This is a genomic window from Mesorhizobium sp. M0184, from assembly GCF_040322215.1.
GTDB lineage: Bacteria > Pseudomonadota > Alphaproteobacteria > Rhizobiales > Rhizobiaceae > Mesorhizobium.
This window is the reverse complement of record NZ_JAMYSZ010000008.1, coordinates 146,882-166,544: the sequence shown is the minus strand read 5'-3', so window position 1 is coordinate 166,544 and position 19,663 is coordinate 146,882. Positions and strand designations below refer to the sequence as shown.

Below are 19,663 nucleotides of genomic sequence, written 5' to 3'. Positions count from 1 at the left end.
GCGCGAACCTATACTCACGGCGTTGGCGCCGGCGATGCAATCGCTCAAGCTGCGCTTAGCCCCGCAACGCCCGTCGCAGGATCTTGCCGACCGGTGTCTTCGGCAGCTCGGTGCGGAACTCAATATACCTGGGACGCTTGTAGCCGGTCAGGTTCTCGCGGCAATAAGCCGTCAGCATGTCGGCGGTCAGTGCCGGGTCCTTCTTGACGACGAACAGCTTCGGCACTTCACCCGAATGCTCGTCCGGCACGCCGATCGCCGCCACTTCGAGTACGCCTGGATGCTGCGCCACCACTTCCTCGAGTTCGTTCGGATAGACGTTGAAGCCGGAAACCAGGATCATGTCCTTCTTGCGGTCGACGATCTTGGTGTAGCCAAGCTCGTCCATGAAGCCCATGTCGCCCGATTTGAAGAAGCCGTCCTCGGTCATCACCTTGGCGGTCTCGTCCGGCCGGTTCCAGTAGCCGGCCATCACCTGCGGTCCGCGGATGCAGATTTCGCCGACTTCGCCGAGCGGCAAATTGTTGCCGTCGTCGTCGCGGATGGCGATCTCGGTCGAGGGCAGCGGCAGGCCGATCGTGCCGGTGTAAACGCCGTCGCTGAATTTGTTGATGGTTGTCCCCGGCGAGGTCTCGGTGAGCCCGTAGGCCTCGCTGATCGGGCAGCCGGTCAGCGCCTTCCAGCGTTCGGCGATGGCCCTCTGCACCGGCATGCCGCCACCCAGCGTCAGGATCAGCGGCTTGAAATCGAGCTTGCGAAAATCCCCATTATTGAGCAGCGCATTGAACAGCGTGTTGAGGCCCGGAAAGATGTGGATCGGGTATTTCTGCAGCTCCTTGACGAAGCCGGGAATGTCGCGCGGATTGGGGATGAGGACATTCTGCGCGCCTTGCTGCATGCCTACCAGCACGTTCGCCGTCAGCGCAAAAATGTGATAGAGCGGCAGCGCGCAGAGGAAGTTCAGATGCGCCGGCTTCGGCTTGACGGTAAAAGCGTCTTCGGCCCACAGCGCGTTCTGCGCGACGTTCGCCAAAATGTTGCTGTGCAAAAGCATCGCGCCCTTGGAGATGCCGGTCGTGCCGCCCGTGTATTGCAGGAAGGCGATGTCGTCGGCCGCGACCTTTGCGGGCCTGAAGGCCATGCCGGTGCCGGCCTTCAGCGCGGCGTTGAACTTGACATGGCCGGGCAGCGACCATGCCGGCACCATCTTCTTGACGCGGCGTACAACGAAGTTGACGATCATTCCCTTGAGCCCGCCGAGCATGTCGCCCATCGAGGCGACCACGACATGCTTGACTGCGGTCCTGGCGATCACCGCCTGCAGGGTGCAGGCAAAATTTTCGAGGATGACAATGGCTTGAGCGCCGGAATCCTTGAGCTGGTGCTCCAGCTCGCGCGGCGTGTAGAGCGGATTGATGTTGACCACGACATAGCCGGCGCGAAGCACTGCCATAATCGCCACCGGATATTGCAGCACATTCGGCATCATCAGGGCGACGCGCGCGCCCTTCTGCAGCCCCGTTGATTGCAGATAGGCGCCGAAGGCGGCCGACTGTCGCTCGAGGTCGGCATAGGTGATCGATTTGCCCATGCAGACGAAGGCCGGCCGATTCGCAAACTGCTTGCACACGGCGACGAGAAAGTCGCCGATCGAACTGGAGGGCAGGTCGCCAATCTCGGCCGGCACGATCTTTGGGTAACTCTGGAGCCACGGTTTTTCAGGCAGGCCAGCGGCCAGTGCGGTGATCGCCCTCGGTAATCTCTTGGCCGGACCTGCCGGCGGTCGTGGCGCTGTCGGCACTGCCTTCGCCGCCGGCTTGGCGGCAGATTTTGCAGCAGGCGCAGTCTTGCCGGTTGCCGGTTTAGCAGCCGTTCCAGCCGTGGTCTTCGCCGCCGGCTTCGCACTTGCCTTCGCCGCCGGCTTCGCACTTGCCTTCGCGGTAGCCGTCGGCTTGGCGGCGGCCGCTTTTGGCTTGACCGCTTTCGATGTTGCCTCGGCCTTTGCTTTCGCCGCGTTGGTTGTCTTTGCCGGTTTTGCCACCTGTCGCTCCCTCAATCGTTCTTATTGTTTCGGCATGCTTGCGCGCCACCACCGCCCTGATCAACAAAGATATCCCACCGCTTGCCGCGATATCCGGAACTTGGGAAAATCCGGCACGCTGCCCATCTATCTATGTATTGCCACAAGCGGCGGCCGTGCAAGCCTCGCCACCTGGAGTGCGGCAAGACTTGCCGTCAAACCTCTTGGCCGCGACCGGTTTTCGGACGCGCATCTCTTGAACCGAACGGCTCGATTCCCCCAATCGGCGGCATTACCGATCAACAAAAAATTGAAGTCGCTAATAATGTCGTGATCTGCGGATTCGGCTCGTTTTTTCCACAATTTGCCGCGTGCCGGAATTTTTTTCTGCTTCCCGTGGGTTAGGCAAACAAGCAGTTCCAAAGCTAGAAAAACGGTGCTTATATGCGGCCTTCGCGAGCCTGACAGAGGGGCTTGGAAGAACATCAGGGAGTGCTCAATGAAAAAGAAACTGACTTTTGCAGCCGCGTTGCTGGCTGCAAGCGTCCTCGGCGGCGTGGCCAATGCAAAACAACTGGTCTATTGCTCGGAGGCATCGCCGGCCGGCTTCGACCCGTCGCCATGGAGCGGCGGCAACGACTTCGACGCTTCGTCGCGCACCATCTATTCGCGCCTGGTCGAGTTCGAGCATGGCAAGACCACCATCTCGCCCGGCCTGGCCGAGAGCTGGACGGTTTCCGACGACGGTCTCGAATACACCTTCAAGCTTCGCCCGGGTGTGAAATTCCAGACGACTGATTATTTCACGCCGACGCGCGACCTCAACGCCGACGACGTGATCTTTTCCTTCGAACGCCAGTGGAAGAAAGAAAGCCCGTGGTACAGCTATCTGGAAGGCACCGGCTGGGAATATTTCACCGGCATGGGCTTCCCCGATCTCCTGAAGGAAATCGTCAAGGTCGACGACCTGACGGTGAAATTCGTGCTGAACAAGCCTGAAGTCGCGTTCCTGCCGGACCTCGGCATGGATTTCGCCTCGATCGTTTCCAAGGAATATGCCGACCAGCTCGACAAGGCCGGCACCAGGCAGCAGTTCACCCAGAAGCCGGTCGGCACTGGTCCGTTCCAGTTCGTCGACTATCAGGTCGATGCGGTCGTGCGCTATGCAGCATGGGACGGCTACTATGGCGGCCGCCAGAAGATCGATGATCTGATCTTCGCCATCACGCCCGACCCCGCCGTGCGCGCGCAGAAGCTGAAGGCGGGCGAATGCGATATCATGTCATACCCGGCGCCGGCCGACATTGCCGGACTGCAGGCCGACGCGAACCTCAAGGTCGACGAGCAGGAAGGCCTGAACATCGGCTACATGGCTTACAACACGACGCAGCCGCCCTTCGACAAGGTCGAGGTCCGCAAGGCCCTCAACATGGCGGTAAACAAGAAGGCGATCATCGACGCGGTCTATCAGGGCGCCGGTGCGCCGGCCATCAACCCGATCCCGCCGACCATGTGGTCCTATAACAAGGACATCAAGGACGATCCCTATGATCCGGAGGCGGCCAAGAAGATGTTGGCCGATGCAGGCGTCAAGGATCTGTCGATGAAGATCTGGGCTATGCCGGTCAGCCGCCCCTACAACCCGAACGCCCAGCGCGTCGCCGAGTTGATCCAGGCCGACTATGCCGCCGTCGGGGTCAAGGCGGAGATCGTCAGTTACGAATGGACCGAGTATCGCCAGCGCGGCAAGGCTAAGGATCGCGATGGCGCCTTCCAACTGGGCTGGACCGGTGACAATGGCGATCCGGACAACTTCTTTTTCCTGCTCGGTTGCGATGCCATCGGCCAGTCCAATTATGCGATCTGGTGCAACCAGGAATTCGAAGCCCTGCTGAAAAAAGGCAAGGCGACGACGGACGTCGCCGAGCGCACCAAGATCTACGAGGAAGCTCAGGTGGTGTTCAAGCGTGAGGCTCCGTGGCTGACCATCGCCCACTCCAAGGTCTTCATGCCGATGAACAAGAAGGTGTCGGGCTTCGTTATGGACCCGCTCGGCATTCATCGGTTTGACGGCGTCGACGTCACCGAATAAGTCCTGAGAAATTGAACGGCGGCGCTGGACTTCCCGCGCCGCCGTTCTATGAAGCAAGATGCTCCGTTATCTCCTCCACAAGCTCGCTTTGATCATCCCGACCGTGTTCGGCATATCGCTGGCGGCGTTTGCTTTCGTCCGGCTTCTGCCCGGCGATCCTATCCTGGCCCTGGCGGGCGAGCGCGGCGTCAGCCCCGAGCGCTACGCCCAGCTCATCGAGCAGTTTGGCTACAACCGGCCCTATGTCATCCAATACCTGGAATATATCGGCAGGGTCCTGACCGGCGATTTCGGCATATCTATTGCCACCAAGCGGCCAGTGCTCGGCGAATTCCAGGCGCTGTTTCCAGCCACGCTGGAACTGGCGACAGTGGCGTTGATCATCGCCGTCCTGCTCGGCATTCCTGCCGGTATCTTCGCCGCGGTCAAGCGCGGCTCGTGGTTCGACCAGGCGACGATGGGTGTCGCGCTGACCGGCTATTCGATGCCGATCTTCTGGTGGGGGTTGCTGCTCATTATCTTCTTCTCCGGCTATCTCGGCTGGACGCCGGTTTCCGGCCGCATCGGCCTGCAGTATTTCTTCAGGCCGACGACCGGGTTCATGCTCATCGACAGTCTGATCTCCGGCAGGAGCGGCGCTTTCAAATCTGCCGTCAGCCATTTGATCCTGCCGTCGATCGTGCTGGCGACGATCCCGCTTGCCGTCATAGCGCGCCAGACGCGCTCGGCGATGCTCGAGGTGCTGGGCGAGGACTATGTCCGCACCGCGCGCGCCAAGGGCCTGGCGCCGCGCCGCGTCATCGGTCTGCACGCTTTTCGCAACGCGCTGATCCCGGTGGTCACCACCATTGGACTGCAGGTCGGCACCTTGATGGCGGGCGCCATTCTGACCGAGACCATTTTTTCCTGGCCGGGCATCGGCAAATGGATGATCGATGCCATCGGCAAGCGCGACTATGTCGTCGTCCAGAGCGGATTGCTGATCATCGCGCTGATCGTCATGGCGGTGAACCTGATCGTCGACGTGCTCTACGCCGTCATCAATCCGCGCATCCGGGTGCAGTGAGATGACCGACGAATCCGCCGCCGAAGCTACCGCCGCCTCCATCCCGACAGGCGGCAGGCAACGGGCTTTCGCCGAGTTCTGGCACTACTTCTCGATGAACACCGGCGCGGTCATCGGCCTTGTCGTGTTTTCGGCGCTGGTGCTGGTGGCGATCATTGCGCCGTTCGTCGCCCCACATTCGCCCGACGAGCAGTTTCGCGATGCGCTGCTGGCACCCCCTGCCTGGCAGGAAGGCGGCAAATCGATGTTCCTGCTCGGCACCGACGCGGTCGGCCGCGACATGCTTTCACGGTTGATCTTCGGGGCGCGTTTCTCGCTGTTCATCGGCCTGGTGGTCGTTGTCTTCTCGCTCACCAGCGGCATCGTGCTTGGCGTGCTCGCCGGCTATTTCCGCGGCTGGGTCGACACGCTGATCATGCGCATCATGGATATCATCCTGGCCTTCCCGTCGCTGCTTCTGGCGCTGGTGCTGGTGGCGATCCTTGGCCCCGGCCTTTTCAATGCCATGCTGGCGATCGCGCTGGTGCTGCAGCCGCATTTTGCGCGCCTCACCCGCGCCGCCGTGATGGCCGAAAAGAACCGCGAATATGTCATCTCCGCCAAGGTGGCTGGTGCCGGTCATCTTCGCTTGATGGTGAGGACGATCCTGCCGAACTGCCTGGCACCGCTGATCGTGCAGGCGACGTTGTCCTTCTCCAACGCTATTCTCGAGGCTGCGGCGCTCGGCTTCCTCGGTGTCGGTGCGCAGCCGCCGACGCCGGAATGGGGCACGATGCTCGCCTCGGCGCGCGAGTTCATCCTGCGCGCGCCTTGGGTGGTGACCTTCCCCGGCCTTGCTATTCTGATCACTGTGCTTGCCATCAATCTGATCGGCGATGGCTTGCGCGATGCTTTCGATCCCAAGCTGAAGAGGTCATAATCCAATGCCTCTTCTCGAGATCAAGAACCTGACCGTTTCCTTCGACACCGCCGCTGGACCATTCATGGCGGTACAAGGCATCGACCTGTTGGTCGAACCGCGCGAGGTGCTGGCGATCGTCGGCGAATCCGGTTCGGGCAAGTCGGTGGCGATGCTGGCGGTGATGGGGCTTTTGCCCAACACCGCGACGGTGAGGGCCGACCGCATGGCCTTCGACGGCATCGACCTGCTCAAGCTCGGCCCATCCGAGCGGCGCAAGATCGTCGGCAAGGACATTTCGATGATCTTCCAGGAGCCGGTCGCCAGCCTCAACCCGTGCTTCACCGTCGGCTTCCAGATCGAGGAGGTGCTGCGCTTCCATATGGGCATGGACCGCGCCCAGCGCCGGGCGCGTGCCATCGAATTGATGAAGTTGGTCGGCATCGCCGACCCCGAGGAACGGCTGGGCTCCTTCCCGCACCAAATGTCGGGTGGTCAGTGTCAGCGCGTCATGATCGCCATCGCCATCGCCTGCAATCCCAAGCTTTTGATCGCCGACGAGCCAACCACGGCGCTCGACGTCACCATCCAGAAGCAGATCCTCGATCTGCTGGTCGGCCTGCAGGCCAAATATGGCATGGGCCTGATCATGATCACCCACAATATGGGAGTGGTTGCCGAGACCGCCGACCGTGTCATCGTCCAGTACAAGGGCCGCAAGATGGAAGAGGCCGACGTGCTGTCGCTGTTCGAGTCCCCCAAGAGCAACTACACGCGCGCGCTCCTGTCGGCGCTGCCGGAAAATGCCGTCGGCGACCGGTTGCCTACTGTTTCCGACATGCTGTTCGAGCCGGCCCCATCTGTAGTCGCAGCCCGGTCCGCAGGAGGAACCGCCTCATGAGCGTGACGGTAGTCGAAGGCAAGAACATCGTGCGCGACTATCATGTCGGTGGCGGGCTTTTCCGCCCCTCCCGTACGGTTCATGCGGTCAAGGGTGTTTCGTTCAGCGTCGACAAGGGCAAGACGCTGGCCATCGTCGGCGAGAGCGGCTGCGGCAAGTCAACACTCGCCCGCATCATCACCCTGATCGACCCGGCGACCTCCGGCGAGCTTTTCATCGACGGCAAGAAGGTAGACATCGGCAGGAACGGCCTGTCGAAGGAAATGCGCCGCAAGGTCCAGATCGTCTTCCAGAACCCTTATGGTTCGCTCAATCCACGCCAGAAGATCGGCGACGTGCTTGGCGAGCCGCTGCTCATCAACACCGACAGCACGGCCGACGAGCGGCGCGATCTTGCCATGAAGATGCTAAAGAAGGTCGGTCTCGGCCCCGAGCACTTTAATCGCTACCCGCATATGTTTTCGGGCGGCCAGCGCCAGCGGATCGCCATCGCCCGCGCGCTGATGCTCAACCCCAGCCTTCTGGTGCTGGACGAGCCGGTCTCGGCACTTGATCTTTCGGTGCAGGCGCAGGTGCTGAACCTGCTCGCCGACCTGCAGGACGAGTTTCAGCTAACCTATGTTTTCATCAGCCACGACCTGTCGGTGGTGCGCTACATCGCCGACGACGTGATGGTGATGTACTTCGGCGAAGCGGTCGAATACGGCTCGCGCGACGAGGTCTTCGCCGACCCCAAGCACAGCTACACCAGGACGCTGTTCGCGGCGACGCCGCGTGCCGACGTTGCCAGCATCAAGGCACGGTTGGCGAAGAAGAAGGCCGCCTGATCCGGCGAGGTTTGCCGGCCGGCTACCGCTTCTCGATCCCCGGAATGCCGGAGATCTGCCCGGCGAGAAAGTCGACCAGCAGCCGCACCCGGGCAATGCCCGCACGCTCCGGAACGATCAGCATGCTCAGCGGGACGGGAGGCGGAAAATAGCCCGGCAGGACCACTTCCAGCCGGTCGGCCGCCAGAAGATCGTCGACAAGCCAGTGGTGGGCGGGTGCGATGCCGCGTCCGGCGACAAGGGCTTCGCGCGCAGCAAGCCCATGGTCGACCAGAAATCTGCCGCCAAAGGGCACCGCAAAGGTCTCGCCGCCCGGCCCCTGCAAGGTGAGCGTGTCGCTTCCCGCGATGTTCGACATCCGGATGCCTTCATGGCCAGGCAGATCCTGCGGGACAGCCGGTCTGCCCCGCGCCGCCAGATAGGCCGGCGCCGCCACCAGCAGACGCCGGGATTGCCCGAGCGCCCGCAGTTTCATTGAGCTGTCGGTGAGCGGGCCGAGGCGAAGCGCGATGTCGACGCCCTCCCGCACAAGGTTGATGCGCTCGTCGGTAAGGCTGAGATCGATGCCGATATCGGGATAGCGGTCCTGGAAGGCGAAGATCAGGCGACTGACGTGCAAGACCCCGAGCGCCGCCGTGCAGGATATCCGGATCGTGCCGGCCGACGCGCCGCGCGTGCCCCGCGCTTCATCGCCAGCCTGCTCAACGAGGCGCAGGATCTGGATGCTGTCGGCATAGTAACGGCTGCCTTCATCGGTCATCGTGACACGGCGGGTGGTCCTGCTGAGCAAAGGCACGCCGACGGCGTCCTCGAGCTCGCGCAGATGCCGTGTGACCGTCGACTGCCCAATTCCGAGCTCGCGCGCCACCGCCGAGAGGCTGCCGCGCTCGGCGACGCGAACGAAGGTGCGCATGCGCTCGAGTGTGATATCAGATCTATCCATTATCCGGCACAATCTTATGCATTGCCTGGATATAGCGGATCACCCGGGGGCTGACTACCTTCAGCGTTCATTGTCCTTCTCGGAGTTGATCCATGAAAGTCCTGCTTGTTTTTGCTCATCCTGAACCGCGTTCGCTCAACGGCGCACTGCGTGACGTCGCCATCAGGGAACTCGAGGCCCAGGGCCACGAGGTGCTGATATCGGACCTCTATGCCGATGGCTGGAAATCCGAGGTGGACCGTGCCGACTTTCCGTCGTTGCCGCCCGACGCACGCTTCCTGCCGGCTGGGGCATCCAAAAAAGCTTTCGCGACCAACACTCTGACCGATGACGTTAAGGCGGAGATCGACAAGTTGCTGTGGGCCGACGCGCTGATCCTCCAGTTCCCGCTGTGGTGGTACGCCATGCCGGCGATCCTCAAGGGCTGGGTCGACCGGGTGTACGCCTACGGCTTCGCCTATGGCGTCGGCGAGCATAGCGACAAGCGGTGGGGTGACCGCTTTGGCGAGGGAACGCTCGCCGGCAAGCGCGCGATGCTGATCGTGACCGCCGGCGGCTGGGAGGAGCATTATTCCGCCCGCGGCGTCAACGGCCCGATCGACGACCTGCTGTTCCCGATCAATCACGGGATTCTATACTATCCGGGCTACGACGTGCTTCCGCCGTTCGTGGTTTACAGGGTGGACCGTTTCGGGGAGGCGGATTTCGAGCCTGTCGCGGAGCGACTGCGCGAAAGGATGCGAACGCTCGAGACAATGCGGCCCATTCGTTATCGGCAGCAGAATGGCGGGGATTACTTGATCCCAAGCATGCAATTGCGCCCCGGCTTGGAGAACCCGGGTGCGATCGCCTTTGCGCTTCACGAGGATCGCGCCGGCGCCGCCGCCCAGTCCGATCAGGACAGCCGGGCGATGATGGTGCGCAGCGCCTCGCCGAAGCGCCGGACTTCCTCGATCGTATTGTAATGCACCAGCGAGGCGCGCACGGCGCCGCTGTCCATGCTGAGGTTGAGCCGCTTCATCAGACGCGGCGCATACATGTGGCCGTCGCGAATGCCGATCTGCATCTCGGCCATTTCCTCGACGATCCTCTGCGGCGACAGCGTGCCGACATTGAAGCAGAAGGTCGGCACGCGCTCGCTGAGGCGTGCCTCTTCGGCCACGCCGTAGATCGTCGCGCCGCAATCTTTGAGCACCGCCAGCATTTCGCGCGCCAGCACCTGTTCGTAGTCGCGGATGGCATTCATGCCGGCGACGATGTTGTCGCGGCGCGACCGGTTATTCTCTGACAACAAATTGCGGCCGATCGATTCGAGGTAGCGCACCGCGGCATCCATGCCGGAGACGTTCTCGTAAATGAAGGTACCGGCCTCGATCTTGTAGGGCGGCTCGTCGGGGATGAAATCTTCCCGGAAGGTCGGCAGGCGCTTCAGAGTTTCGAAGCGGCCCCACAGGAAGCCCATATGCGGCGAGAAATTCTTGTAGCCGGAGCAGACCAGATAGTCGCAATCCCAGGCCTGCACATCGATCAGCCCGTGCGGCCCGTAATGCACGCAGTCGAGGAACACTTCGGCGCCTGCCGCATGCGCAATCCCAGCCACGGAGGCAACGTCGACAATCGAGCCGATCGAATGCGCCGTTACCGTGCAGGCGACGAGCCGGGTGCGCTCTGAGACCAGCGGGCGCAAATCGTCGACATGCAGATTGCCGTCCTCGCGCATCCGCCACCATTTGAACTTGGCGCCGGCGGGCGCCAGCGCCAGCCACGTCGCGATATTGGCGTCGTGGTCCATGTCGGTGATGACGATCTCGTCACGCTCCCCGTTTGGGCGCTCGGAAAGCATCTGGCCGATGCCGAGGCTGACCAGGCGGATGAACGAAGTGGCGTTCATGCCGAAACAGATCTCCGCCGGGTTGGTGGCGTTGATCAGCAAGGCCACGCTTTCGCGAGCGCCGGCGACGGCTTGGTCGACGGTGACGCTGCGGCCATAGCGGCCGCCGCGCTGCACATTATGCGCGACCAAATGGTTGGTGACTGCATCGAGCACGCTTTGCGGGATCTGCGCGCCGGCGGCATTGTCCATGAAGACGAAGTCCCCGGCTTGCTGCAAGGCGGGAAACATGGCGCGGATCGTTTCGACCGGGAAAGCTGCGGCATCGCCGGTTTTCGAAATCTGATGCTGGTTCAAGGTCGTCTCCTGCGAAGTGCGCTGACAGATTCAGCGGGTCTTTTCGGTTTGAAAGCGGCGTTCAAGGAGGCTGACGAGACGGACCATCGGCCAGAGAAAGATGAGATAGACCAGCGCCGCGCCGATCAGCGGTGAAGGATTGGCATAGAGCGATTGCGCGTTGGTCGCTTCCTTCAGCAGTTCGGGCAGCGCCACGGTGGAAGCGAGCGAAGTATCCTTGAACATCGAAACGCAATTGCTGGTCATTGGCGGAATGACGACGCGGATCGCCTGCGGCAGCACTACCTTGCGCAAGGTCAGCAAGAACGGCAGGCCGAGCGCCTGCGCCGCCTCGAACTGGCCGCGCGGAATGCTCTCTATACCGGAGCGGAACACCTCGGCCGAATAGGCCGCCATGATGATGGCGAAGGCCATCACCGCGGACGTCCACGATGACAGGCGAATGCCGAGGAACGGCAGCGCATAGTAGATCAGGATCAGCACGACCAGCACCGGCATCGCCCGGAAAATGTCAATGTAGCCGACAGCCAGCAGCCGAAGCGGCTTTGGCGCATAGAGCCGCACCAGGCTGATCGCGAGGCCGACGGGAATACCGATGCCGATGCTCATGATTCCGAGCAGCAGGGTGTTCAGGAAACCGCGCAGCAGCGCCGGCAGGCTGGAGACCATGACGTCGGCGTTGAAGAAGGTGTCCAGCAGCGACATCGCAGCATTTCCGAAACGTTTGGCGTCCCGCGACGCTCGAGCCCGAGCCCGAAATCCGAAATCGTGCCGGCATCGAAAGCCGGCACGACATTTAAGCGCGAACTGCCGCTCAGGCCTTCGGCATAGGCATTTCCTTGACGGTCGAGGAATCGGCAGGTGCGTCGCTGCCGAACCACTTCTTGTGGATCGCGGCCAGCGTGCCGTCCTTCTTCATCGCGGTCAGCGCGTCGTTCAGCTTGCCGAGCAGCGGGTGGTCCTTGGTCATCATCAGACCGTACTGCTCGCCGGTCTTGATGCGCTCTTTTACGGCGAGATCCTTCATCCTGGTGAAAGAATATTCCAGGCCCGGAATATCGCTGACCGCCGCATCGACGCGGCCGGAGCTGAGATCGAGCAGCAAATTCTGCTGCGTGTCGTAGCCCTTGACGTCACTGAACCCGTCCGCTTCCTGGTGGGCCTTGACCCAGGCTTCGCCGGTCGAGCCGGACAGCACGCCGACGATCTTGCCCTTGAGGTCGGCCTCGGCCTTGATCGGGCTGTCGGCCTTCGCGGCGATGCCCATGTCGGAATCATAGTAGGGCTGCGTGAACGACTGAGACTTCAGCCGCTCCGGCGTGATGGTGATCGACGAGATGGCGACGTCGATGCGCTTCGAGGTGGTGGCGGCGAACAGCGCCTGGAAACCGAGATCGGCGATATCAGTGGTCATGCCGATACGCTTTGCCGCCTCATTGATGATGTCGACTTCGAAACCCTCGAACGTGCCGCTCTCGTTCTTGTATTCAAAAGGCGGATTGGTCGGATAGGCGCCGACATTCAGCGCGCCTTCGGCGTAGGCCGGGCCGCCGGCGATGCCGATGGCAGCAGCAAGAAGCAGCAGGTTGCGACGGGTGAAGTTCATTTTCGTTCCCTCTGGTTGTGATCGGACGGGTTTGGCCCCGCACGGTTTTGATGCGCCAAGTGACGGGACTGCCGGAAAGCCCTCCCGGCACGGCAGTCGCAAGACATTGGATGCTATCTAAAGTACCGCGCTTTTCAAGGCGAAAGTTTTAAGCTTAAAAAATTGCCACGTGTTGCCGTCACTCCGGAATAACCGCCGTGGCCTGGATCTCAACCTTGGCGCGATCCTCGACCAGCGCCATCACCTGCATGGCGGCCATCGCCGGAAAATGCCGGCCGATCACCTCGCGATAGGCCTCTCCGATCCCCTTGAGATTGGCCAAATATTCCGCCTTGTCGGTAAAGTACCAGGTCATCGAGGTGATATGTTCCGGCTTGGCGTCGGCCTCGGCGAGCACAGCAACAATATTGGCCAGCGTCTGCCGCACCTGGCCGACAAGATCATCGGTCTCGAAGCGGCCCTGTCCGTTCCAGCCGACCTGCCCGCCGACGAAGACAAGCTGCCCACGCGCGGCGACGCCATTGGCATAGCCGACGGGTTTCGCCCAGCCTTCCGGCTGCAGGATGGTGTGCATGTCAAAACCTCCCAATGCTCAAATCCGGTCGCTCAAAACTCGAAGACAATAATTTTCACGCAAACTCCTGTCTCAGGCCGCTCCCATCACTTGCCGTGCAATCACCACCTTCTGCACGTCGGACGCTCCCTCGTAGATGCGCAGCGCCCGGATCTCGCGATACAGGCTTTCGACGATATGGCCCTTGCGGACGCCGTCGCCGCCATGCAGCTGCACAGCCTTGTCGATCACCTCCTGCGCTTTGTCGGTAGCGAACAGCTTGGCCATGGCGGCTTCGCGGGTAACCCGAGCCGCGCCCATGTCCTTGGTCCAGGCGGCACGATAGACCAGCAACGCGGCGGCATCGACATCCAGCGCCATGTCGGCGATGTGGCCCTGCACCATCTGCAGCTCGGCCATCGGCGCACCGAACAGCCTGCGCTCGGCCACTCTTGTGATGCTTTCGTCCAGCGCGCGCCGGGCAAAGCCGAGCGCCGCTGCGCCGACGGTCGAACGGAACACGTCGAGCACGGACATGGCGATGCGAAAACCGTCACCGGGTTTGCCGATCAGCGCCGAGGCTGGAATGCGTGCATTGTCGAAGGACAGCCGGGCGAGCGGGTGCGGCGCGATCACCTCCAGCCGCTCGGCAACGATCAGCCCCTCGGTTTCGGAAGGCACGACAAAGGCGGAAAGCCCCTTGGCGCCCGGCGCTTCGCCGGTGCGGGCAAAGACAGCATAAAAGTCAGCGATACCGCCGTTGGAGATCCAGGTCTTTTCGCCGGACAAGAGATAGCTGTCACCGTCACGTGTAGCCGTCATTTCCATATTGGCAACGTCCGAGCCCGAGCGCGGCTCCGACAGTGCGAAAGCCGAAATCGCCTTGCCGGCCCGTGTCTTCGCTAGCCAGCGTTGCTGATCTGGCGTGCCGAACAGGCTGAGTGCGCCGGTGCCGAGCCCTTGCATCGCGAAGGCGAAATCGGCCAGCCCGTCATGCCGGGCCAGCGTTTCGCGCGTGAGGCAGAGCGTGCGCACGTCGAGCGGTCCCGGATTGTCCACATCGAGCGCCGTCGGCTTCAGCCAGCCGTCCTGGCCGAGCTTGGCCACCAGCTCGCGGCAGGCCGCGTCGACATCGTCATGCGCGACCGGCAGGTTCTTGGCGCACCATGCCTCCAGCCGCTCCGCCAGATCGCGGTGGCGATCCTCGAAGAACGGCCAGGAGAGGAAGGAACGGTCAGGCATTGCTGCCTCCACAATTCTCCGGCCCTGGCGCTCCACGGCGCCCCCCTCTGTCCTGCTGGACATCTCCCCCTCTAGGGGGGAGATTGGCGGCTTCGCTGCCACGGCTCTCCCTGCGATGTTGGAGATTGGCGAAAGCGGGCCTGATATCCAATCTCCCCCCTTGAGGGGGAGATGGCCGGCAGGCCAGAGGGGGGTGCTGTCCCGCCAGCGTGGAAGCGATCATCTCAATTTCCCTCGAACACCGGCTTCTCCTTAGCCACGAAAGCCGTGTACGCCCGCTCGAAATCGCGGGTCTGCATGCAGATCGCCTGCGCCTGCGCTTCCGCTTCGATCGCCTGGTCGAGACCCATCGACCATTCCTGGTTCAGCTGCGTCTTGGTCATGCCATGGGCGAAGGTCGGGCCGGAAACGATGCGCGCGGCCATGTCGAGCGCGTCGGCCTCAAGCGTTGCGGTATCGACCAGCCGGTTGTAGAAGCCCCAGCGCTCGCCTTCCTCGGCACTCATCATGCGGCCGGTATAGAGCAGCTCGGCGGCGCGGCCCTGGCCAATGATGCGCGGCAGGATCGCGCAGGCCCCCATGTCGCAGCCGGCAAGGCCGACGCGGGTGAACAGGAATGCTGTCTTGGCCTGGGGCGTGGCGATGCGGATATCGGAGGCCATGGCGATAATCGCGCCGGCGCCGACCGCCACGCCATCGACCGCCGCAATAATCGGCTTGCCGCAATTCAGCATCGCCTTGACGAAATCGCCCGTCATGCGGGTGAAGGCGAGCAGCGCCTTCATGTCCATCTTGACCAGTGGGCCGATGATTTCGTGGACATCGCCGCCCGAGCAGAAATTGCCGCCATTGGGCAGGACCACCACAGCATCGACATCATCGGCGTAGACAAGGTCGCGAAATATGTCGCGCAATTCGGCATAGCTGTCGAAGGTCAGCGGGTTCTTGCGCTCTGGTCGATCGAGCCGGATCTTTGCGATCTTGCCTTCGACCTGCCAGAGGAAATGCTTCGGCTTGCGGCCGGCCAGCTTCGTCATTCCCGTCCCTCCCAATTGCTGCGGAAGGAGGTCAGCATGCCGGTCAGCCGGCGCGCCTCATCCTCGCTCACATTGCCCAGCAACTCGCCGACCCATTTCTCATGCGCGGCGGCGATCACGGCGAAAATCTTCGATCCCTCTTCTGTCAGCCGCACCATCGAGGTGCGGCGGTCGCCATTGCGTCGGGCCCGCATCACCAACCCTTCCGAGACCAGCCGGTCGATGATGCCGGTGACATTGCCGTTGGACACCAGCAAGAAGCGCGAAAGATCGCTCATCAGCATGCCCTCCGGCGCGCGGTAGAGCGCGGCCATCACGTCGAAGCGTGGCAGCGTTGTGTTGAACTCTTGCCGCAGTCGTTCGCGCAGCTCGGCCTCGATGGTGCGCGAGGCGCGCAGCAGGCGTATCCACAGCCGCAGGCGGTCCTTGCCGGGTCCGGACGGGGCGGGCAGGGGACCGGCTACCATGTCTCACCTCCGGAGATCGAAATCGTCTGCCCGGTAATCGACCGGGCGGCGTCGCCACACAGATAAAGTACCGCGGCCGCAATTTCTTCCGGCTGGATGAAGCGGCCTTGCGGGTTGGTCGCGGCTAGGCTTGTCCGTGCCTGCTCGGACGAGCGGCCGGTCGTTTGGACGATGCGCTGGACGGTGCTCTCCAGCATCTCGGTTTCGACAAACCCTGGGCACACGGCATTCACTGTTATGCCGGACTTGGCGGTCTCGACGGCGAGTGCCCGCATCAGGCCGACGACGCCATGCTTGGCGGCAACGTAAGCTGCGACATAGGGATAGCCTTTCAGTCCGGCGGTGGAAGCGACGAAGATGATACGGCCAGTCTTGCGCACCGCCATGCCGGCCAACACCGGCTTCACCGTCAGGAACGCACCGGTCAAGTTGACGTCGAGCGTGCGCTGCCAGTCTGCCAGCGAGGTCCGCTGCGCCGGGGCACTGCCGGACATGCCGGCATTGGCAACGACGATGTCGAACGCTCCGCGTGCCGCTTCCGCGGTCTCGTAGAGCGACGTCATCGACGTCTCGTCGGTGACGTCGGCGGCAATGGCGAAGATGGACTTGTTCTCCGCGGCGACCTCGGCAAGCGGCTCCACGCGCCGGCCGCAGATGGTCACGTCAACGCCCGCGCCGGCCAGCGCCAGCGCGATCGCGCGGCCGACGCCGGAGCCGCCGCCGGTGACCAGCGCATGACGCCCCGAAATCGTCGCCGCGGCACTCATACTTTCAACCCCGCTGCCGCTTCGCGTTCGGCCAGCCGGTAGAGCTGGTCGCGGCCGGGCAGATAGGGATCCGGCCATTTGACGCCGCGATCGCCAAGCGTGACGGCCGCGTGCAGCGTCCAATACGGATCGGCAAGATGCGGCCTAGCCAGTGCGACGAGATCGGCGCGGCCCGCCATCAGGATCGAGTTGACGTGGTCCGGCTCATAGATATTGCCGACCGCCATCGTCGCCATGCCGACCTCGTTGCGGATGCGATCGGAAAACGGCGTCTGGAACATGCGGCCATAGACCGGTCTTGCCACGGCCGAAGTCTGGCCGGCCGATACGTCGCAGATGTCTACGCCGGCCTCATGCAGCAGCCGCGCGATCTCTACGGCATCGGCCGGCGTCACGCCTTCGATGCCCAGCCAGTCATTGGCGGAGATGCGCATCGAGATCGGCTTCTCGGCCGGCCACGCGGCGCGCACCGCATGAAAGATTTCCAAGGGGTAGCGCATGCGGTTTTCCAGCGAGCCGCCATAGGAGTCGGTGCGCCGGTTGGTCAAGGGCGTGATGAAGGAGGACAGGAGATAGCCGTGCGCGGCGTGGATTTCGAGCATGTCGAAGCCGCAGCGCGCCGCCATCTCGGCCGAAGCGACAAACTGGTCGCGCACCATATCCATGTCGGCGCGGTCCATCGCCTTCGGCACCTGGTTTTCCCGCGACCACGGCACGGAAGACGCTGCCATGACGGGCCAATTGCCTGAGGGCAGCGGCACGTCGGTTCCCTGCCAGCCGAGCCTGGTCGACCCCTTGGCACCGGAATGGCCGATCTGGGCGCAGATCTTGGCCTCGGTTTCGGCATGGACGAACTCGACCAGCCGCTTCCAGGCGACCTCATGCTCGGGCGCATAGAAACCGGGGCAGCCAGGCGTGATGCGGCCCTCCGCGCTGACGCACGTCATCTCGATGTAGAGGAGACCGGCGCCGCCCTTGGCCCGTTCGGCGTAATGGGCGAAATGCCAATCGGTCGGACAGCCGTCGACCGCTTTGTACTGCGCCATCGGCGAGACGACGACGCGGTTCTGCAGCGCCATGCCGCGCAGCCGGAACGGCGCGAACATCGGCGCGCGACGCAGATTGTTGCCCCCGGCGCCGGCCTGGCGCTGGAACCACTCCTCGGCGCCGGCCAGCCATTCGGCATCGCGCAGCCGCAAATTCTCGTGACTGATGCGTTGCGAACGCGTCAGCAGCGAATAGTTGAACTGCACCGGATCGAGGCCGAGATAGCGCTCGACCTCCTCGAACCATTCGAGCGAATTGCGCGCCGCCGACTGCAGCTTCAGCACTTCGGTGCGGCGGGCGTCCTCATATTTGCTAAAGGCGGCCTCGAGGTCTGGCTCGGACTCGAGATAGTCGGCCAGCGCCACCGCGCTTTCCAGCGCCAGCTTGGTGCCGGAACCGATCGAGAAATGCGCGCTCGCCGCCGCGTCGCCCATCAGCGCCAGGTTCTTGTAGGACCAGCGTTCGCACAAGACGCGCGGGAAATTGATCCACGCCGAGCCGCGGATATGATTGGCGTTGGTCATCAGCGCGTGGCCGCCGAGATGGCGGGCAAAGATACGCTCGCAGACGGCAATCGATTCCTGCTGCGACATCGCGCCGAAGCCGAAGCGCTGCCAGGTCTGCTCGCTGCATTCGACGATGAAGGTCGCGGTATCGCTGTCGAACTGGTAGGCATGCGCCCACACCCAACCATGCTCGGTCTTTTCGAAGATGAAGGTGAAGGCGTCGTCGAATTTCTGGTGGGTGCCGAGCCAGACGAACTTGCATCTACGAATGTCGATATCGGGCTTGAACACGTCGACGAAGGCGCTCCGCGCTTTCGAGTTCAACCCGTCGGCTGCGACAACCAGGTCGTGCGTCTCCATATATGGCTTGGGATCGGCGATGTCGGTTTCGAAGACCAGCTTGACGCCGAGTTCGCGCGCCCGCCGCTGCAGCAACGTGAGCAGCCGCTTGCGGCCAATGCCGCAAAAGCCGTGACCGGTCGAGACCGTGCGCACGCCGTCATGGATGACGGCGATATCGTCCCAATAGGCGAAATGCTTGCGGATCCAGACGGCGCTGACCGGGTCGTTCTTGGTCAGGTTCTCCAGCGTTTCGGCCGACAGCACGACGCCCCAGCCAAACGTATCATCGGCACGGTTGCGCTCGAACACCGTGACCTCATGCGCGGCATCCCTGAGCTTCAGCGAGATTGCAAAGTAGAGCCCGGCTGGTCCGCCGCCGAGAACCGCAACTTTCATCGTGCGATCTCCTCTTCGCTTCTGTTTGTCGAGTTTACGCCTGAGACGGATTAATTCAAGCTTGAAGTTTCAGGATTGAAACAATCCGCCCCAGAAACCCAGCTTGCCGGCAGTCGGCTTGCGCAGGCCAGGGACGCCCCGGGCTATTTTTCCGGGTTCTTCGGGCTCCACAGCACCGTCTCCGCATCTTTTTCATAGGCCATGCCATTGGGATAGCTGATCGCTTCCAACTGCAAGCCCCAGGGCGCCTGGAAGTAGAGGATGGTCTGGCCGGCGGCCGGGCCTTCGGTAACGGGCAGCGGTCCCATCCGCGTCTTGACGCCCTTGCCGTCAAGATAGGCTTTTGCGGCGGCGATGTCGTCGACATAGAAGGCGATATGGAAGCCGCCTATGTCGCTGTTGCGAGGCGTCAGGTCCTTCTGGTCCGGCGCAGTGTATTTGAACAGCTCGATGTTCGACCCGTGTCCGCAGCGGACCAGGGTGATCTCCTCAATCACCGCCTTGGGATCGACGCCCAGCAGATCCTGCATGAATGTGCCCTTGTCGTCGGCGAACGGGCCGAACGACATCGCCTTCTTGCAGCCAACCACCTCGGTGAAGAAATCGACCGCCTGCTCCATGTCGGGGACGGTGACGCCGGTGTGGTCGTGGCCACGCATGCCGGGAATGGAACTGGCGTAAGCCGTGCCGATGCCTCCCAGCACGGTGGCGGTGAGCACTGCGTAGCGGATTGCATTCTTCATGTCAGTCATCCTCCGTCGCGGG

19 protein-coding genes are annotated in these 19,663 nt (G+C 62.7%); 7 read left to right on the top strand and 12 right to left on the bottom strand.

Annotated features, from left to right (window positions below; genetic code table 11):
* Positions 1 to 55 precede the first annotated feature (55 nt).
* On the bottom strand, positions 56 to 1,801 hold the full coding sequence (locus tag NKJ23_RS12785) for a long-chain fatty acid--CoA ligase (RefSeq protein WP_352680543.1): 1,746 nt from the start codon (positions 1,799 to 1,801) through the stop codon (positions 56 to 58).
* Between the two features lie 46 nt (positions 1,802 to 1,847).
* Between NKJ23_RS12785 and NKJ23_RS12780 the strand changes: the two genes are divergently transcribed.
* The 6 genes from NKJ23_RS12780 (at position 1,848) to NKJ23_RS12755 (ending at position 7,804) form a co-directional block, all read left to right on the top strand.
* Positions 1,848 to 2,354 (top strand): hypothetical protein, encoded by a 507-nt coding sequence (locus NKJ23_RS12780; RefSeq protein ID WP_352680542.1) that lies wholly within the window; start codon positions 1,848 to 1,850, stop codon positions 2,352 to 2,354.
* Positions 2,355 to 2,519: 165 nt separating this feature from the next.
* The gene (locus tag NKJ23_RS12775) at positions 2,520 to 4,112 is read left to right on the top strand and encodes an ABC transporter substrate-binding protein (RefSeq protein ID WP_023676821.1); all 1,593 of its coding nucleotides are present in this window, start codon (positions 2,520 to 2,522) and stop codon (positions 4,110 to 4,112) included.
* Between the two features lie 58 nt (positions 4,113 to 4,170).
* Positions 4,171 to 5,178, top strand: a complete 1,008-nt coding sequence (locus NKJ23_RS12770; RefSeq protein ID WP_023676822.1) for an ABC transporter permease subunit — start codon at positions 4,171 to 4,173, stop codon at positions 5,176 to 5,178.
* Between the two features lies 1 nt (position 5,179).
* The gene (locus NKJ23_RS12765) at positions 5,180 to 6,097 is read left to right on the top strand and encodes an ABC transporter permease subunit (RefSeq protein ID WP_352680541.1); all 918 of its coding nucleotides are present in this window, start codon (positions 5,180 to 5,182) and stop codon (positions 6,095 to 6,097) included.
* Between the two features lie 4 nt (positions 6,098 to 6,101).
* The gene (locus NKJ23_RS12760; RefSeq protein WP_352680540.1) at positions 6,102 to 6,977 is read left to right on the top strand and encodes an ABC transporter ATP-binding protein; all 876 of its coding nucleotides are present in this window, start codon (positions 6,102 to 6,104) and stop codon (positions 6,975 to 6,977) included.
* Positions 6,974 to 7,804 (top strand): dipeptide ABC transporter ATP-binding protein, encoded by an 831-nt coding sequence (locus tag NKJ23_RS12755; RefSeq protein WP_023676825.1) that lies wholly within the window; start codon positions 6,974 to 6,976, stop codon positions 7,802 to 7,804. Before NKJ23_RS12760 ends, NKJ23_RS12755 begins: the two co-directional genes overlap by 4 nt.
* 22 nt (positions 7,805 to 7,826) lie before the next feature.
* On the opposite strand, the gene NKJ23_RS12750 is transcribed toward NKJ23_RS12755, so the two are convergent.
* Entirely contained in the window at positions 7,827 to 8,747 is a 921-nt protein-coding gene (locus NKJ23_RS12750) for a LysR family transcriptional regulator (RefSeq protein ID WP_352680539.1), read from the bottom strand.
* A 92-nt stretch (positions 8,748 to 8,839) separates the two neighbouring features.
* On the opposite strand from NKJ23_RS12750, the gene NKJ23_RS12745 reads away from it, so the two are divergent.
* A complete protein-coding gene (locus NKJ23_RS12745; protein ID WP_352680538.1) occupies positions 8,840 to 9,712 on the top strand; it encodes an NAD(P)H-dependent oxidoreductase in 873 nt (290 codons plus the stop codon).
* Here NKJ23_RS12745 and NKJ23_RS12740 read toward each other — a convergent pair.
* The 10 genes from NKJ23_RS12740 to NKJ23_RS12695 all read right to left on the bottom strand — a co-directional run bounded on the left by NKJ23_RS12740 (position 9,643) and on the right by NKJ23_RS12695 (position 19,641).
* Positions 9,643 to 10,935, bottom strand: coding sequence for a cysteine desulfurase-like protein (locus NKJ23_RS12740; RefSeq protein WP_352680537.1), 1,293 nt, complete (start codon positions 10,933 to 10,935; stop codon positions 9,643 to 9,645). The genes NKJ23_RS12745 and NKJ23_RS12740 overlap by 70 nt on opposite strands.
* Positions 10,936 to 10,965: 30 nt before the next feature.
* On the bottom strand, positions 10,966 to 11,640 hold the full coding sequence (locus NKJ23_RS12735) for an amino acid ABC transporter permease (RefSeq protein WP_292656040.1): 675 nt from the start codon (positions 11,638 to 11,640) through the stop codon (positions 10,966 to 10,968).
* A gap of 109 nt (positions 11,641 to 11,749) precedes the next feature.
* Positions 11,750 to 12,541 carry an ABC transporter substrate-binding protein gene (locus NKJ23_RS12730; RefSeq protein ID WP_352680536.1) on the bottom strand — a complete coding sequence of 264 codons (792 nt, stop codon included), beginning with the start codon at positions 12,539 to 12,541 and terminating at the stop codon, positions 11,750 to 11,752.
* A 178-nt stretch (positions 12,542 to 12,719) separates the two neighbouring features.
* A complete protein-coding gene (locus NKJ23_RS12725) occupies positions 12,720 to 13,115 on the bottom strand; it encodes a RidA family protein (RefSeq protein WP_352680535.1) in 396 nt (131 codons plus the stop codon).
* Between the two features lie 72 nt (positions 13,116 to 13,187).
* On the bottom strand, positions 13,188 to 14,336 hold the full coding sequence (locus NKJ23_RS12720) for an acyl-CoA dehydrogenase family protein (RefSeq protein ID WP_352680534.1): 1,149 nt from the start codon (positions 14,334 to 14,336) through the stop codon (positions 13,188 to 13,190).
* A gap of 224 nt (positions 14,337 to 14,560) precedes the next feature.
* Positions 14,561 to 15,373, bottom strand: a complete 813-nt coding sequence (locus tag NKJ23_RS12715) for an enoyl-CoA hydratase family protein (RefSeq protein ID WP_352680533.1) — start codon at positions 15,371 to 15,373, stop codon at positions 14,561 to 14,563.
* Positions 15,370 to 15,840, bottom strand: a complete 471-nt coding sequence (locus tag NKJ23_RS12710) for a MarR family winged helix-turn-helix transcriptional regulator (RefSeq protein WP_023676834.1) — start codon at positions 15,838 to 15,840, stop codon at positions 15,370 to 15,372. Before NKJ23_RS12710 ends, NKJ23_RS12715 begins: the two co-directional genes overlap by 4 nt.
* Positions 15,834 to 16,607 (bottom strand): SDR family NAD(P)-dependent oxidoreductase, encoded by a 774-nt coding sequence (locus tag NKJ23_RS12705; RefSeq protein WP_352680532.1) that lies wholly within the window; start codon positions 16,605 to 16,607, stop codon positions 15,834 to 15,836. Before NKJ23_RS12705 ends, NKJ23_RS12710 begins: the two co-directional genes overlap by 7 nt.
* Entirely contained in the window at positions 16,604 to 18,898 is a 2,295-nt protein-coding gene (locus NKJ23_RS12700) for a bifunctional salicylyl-CoA 5-hydroxylase/oxidoreductase (RefSeq protein WP_352680531.1), read from the bottom strand. The genes NKJ23_RS12705 and NKJ23_RS12700 overlap by 4 nt, the downstream gene beginning before the upstream one ends.
* A 143-nt stretch (positions 18,899 to 19,041) precedes the next feature.
* Positions 19,042 to 19,641: a VOC family protein gene (locus NKJ23_RS12695; RefSeq protein ID WP_023676837.1), complete on the bottom strand. Its 600-nt coding sequence runs from the start codon at positions 19,639 to 19,641 to the stop codon at positions 19,042 to 19,044.
* Positions 19,642 to 19,663: the final 22 nt, after the last annotated feature.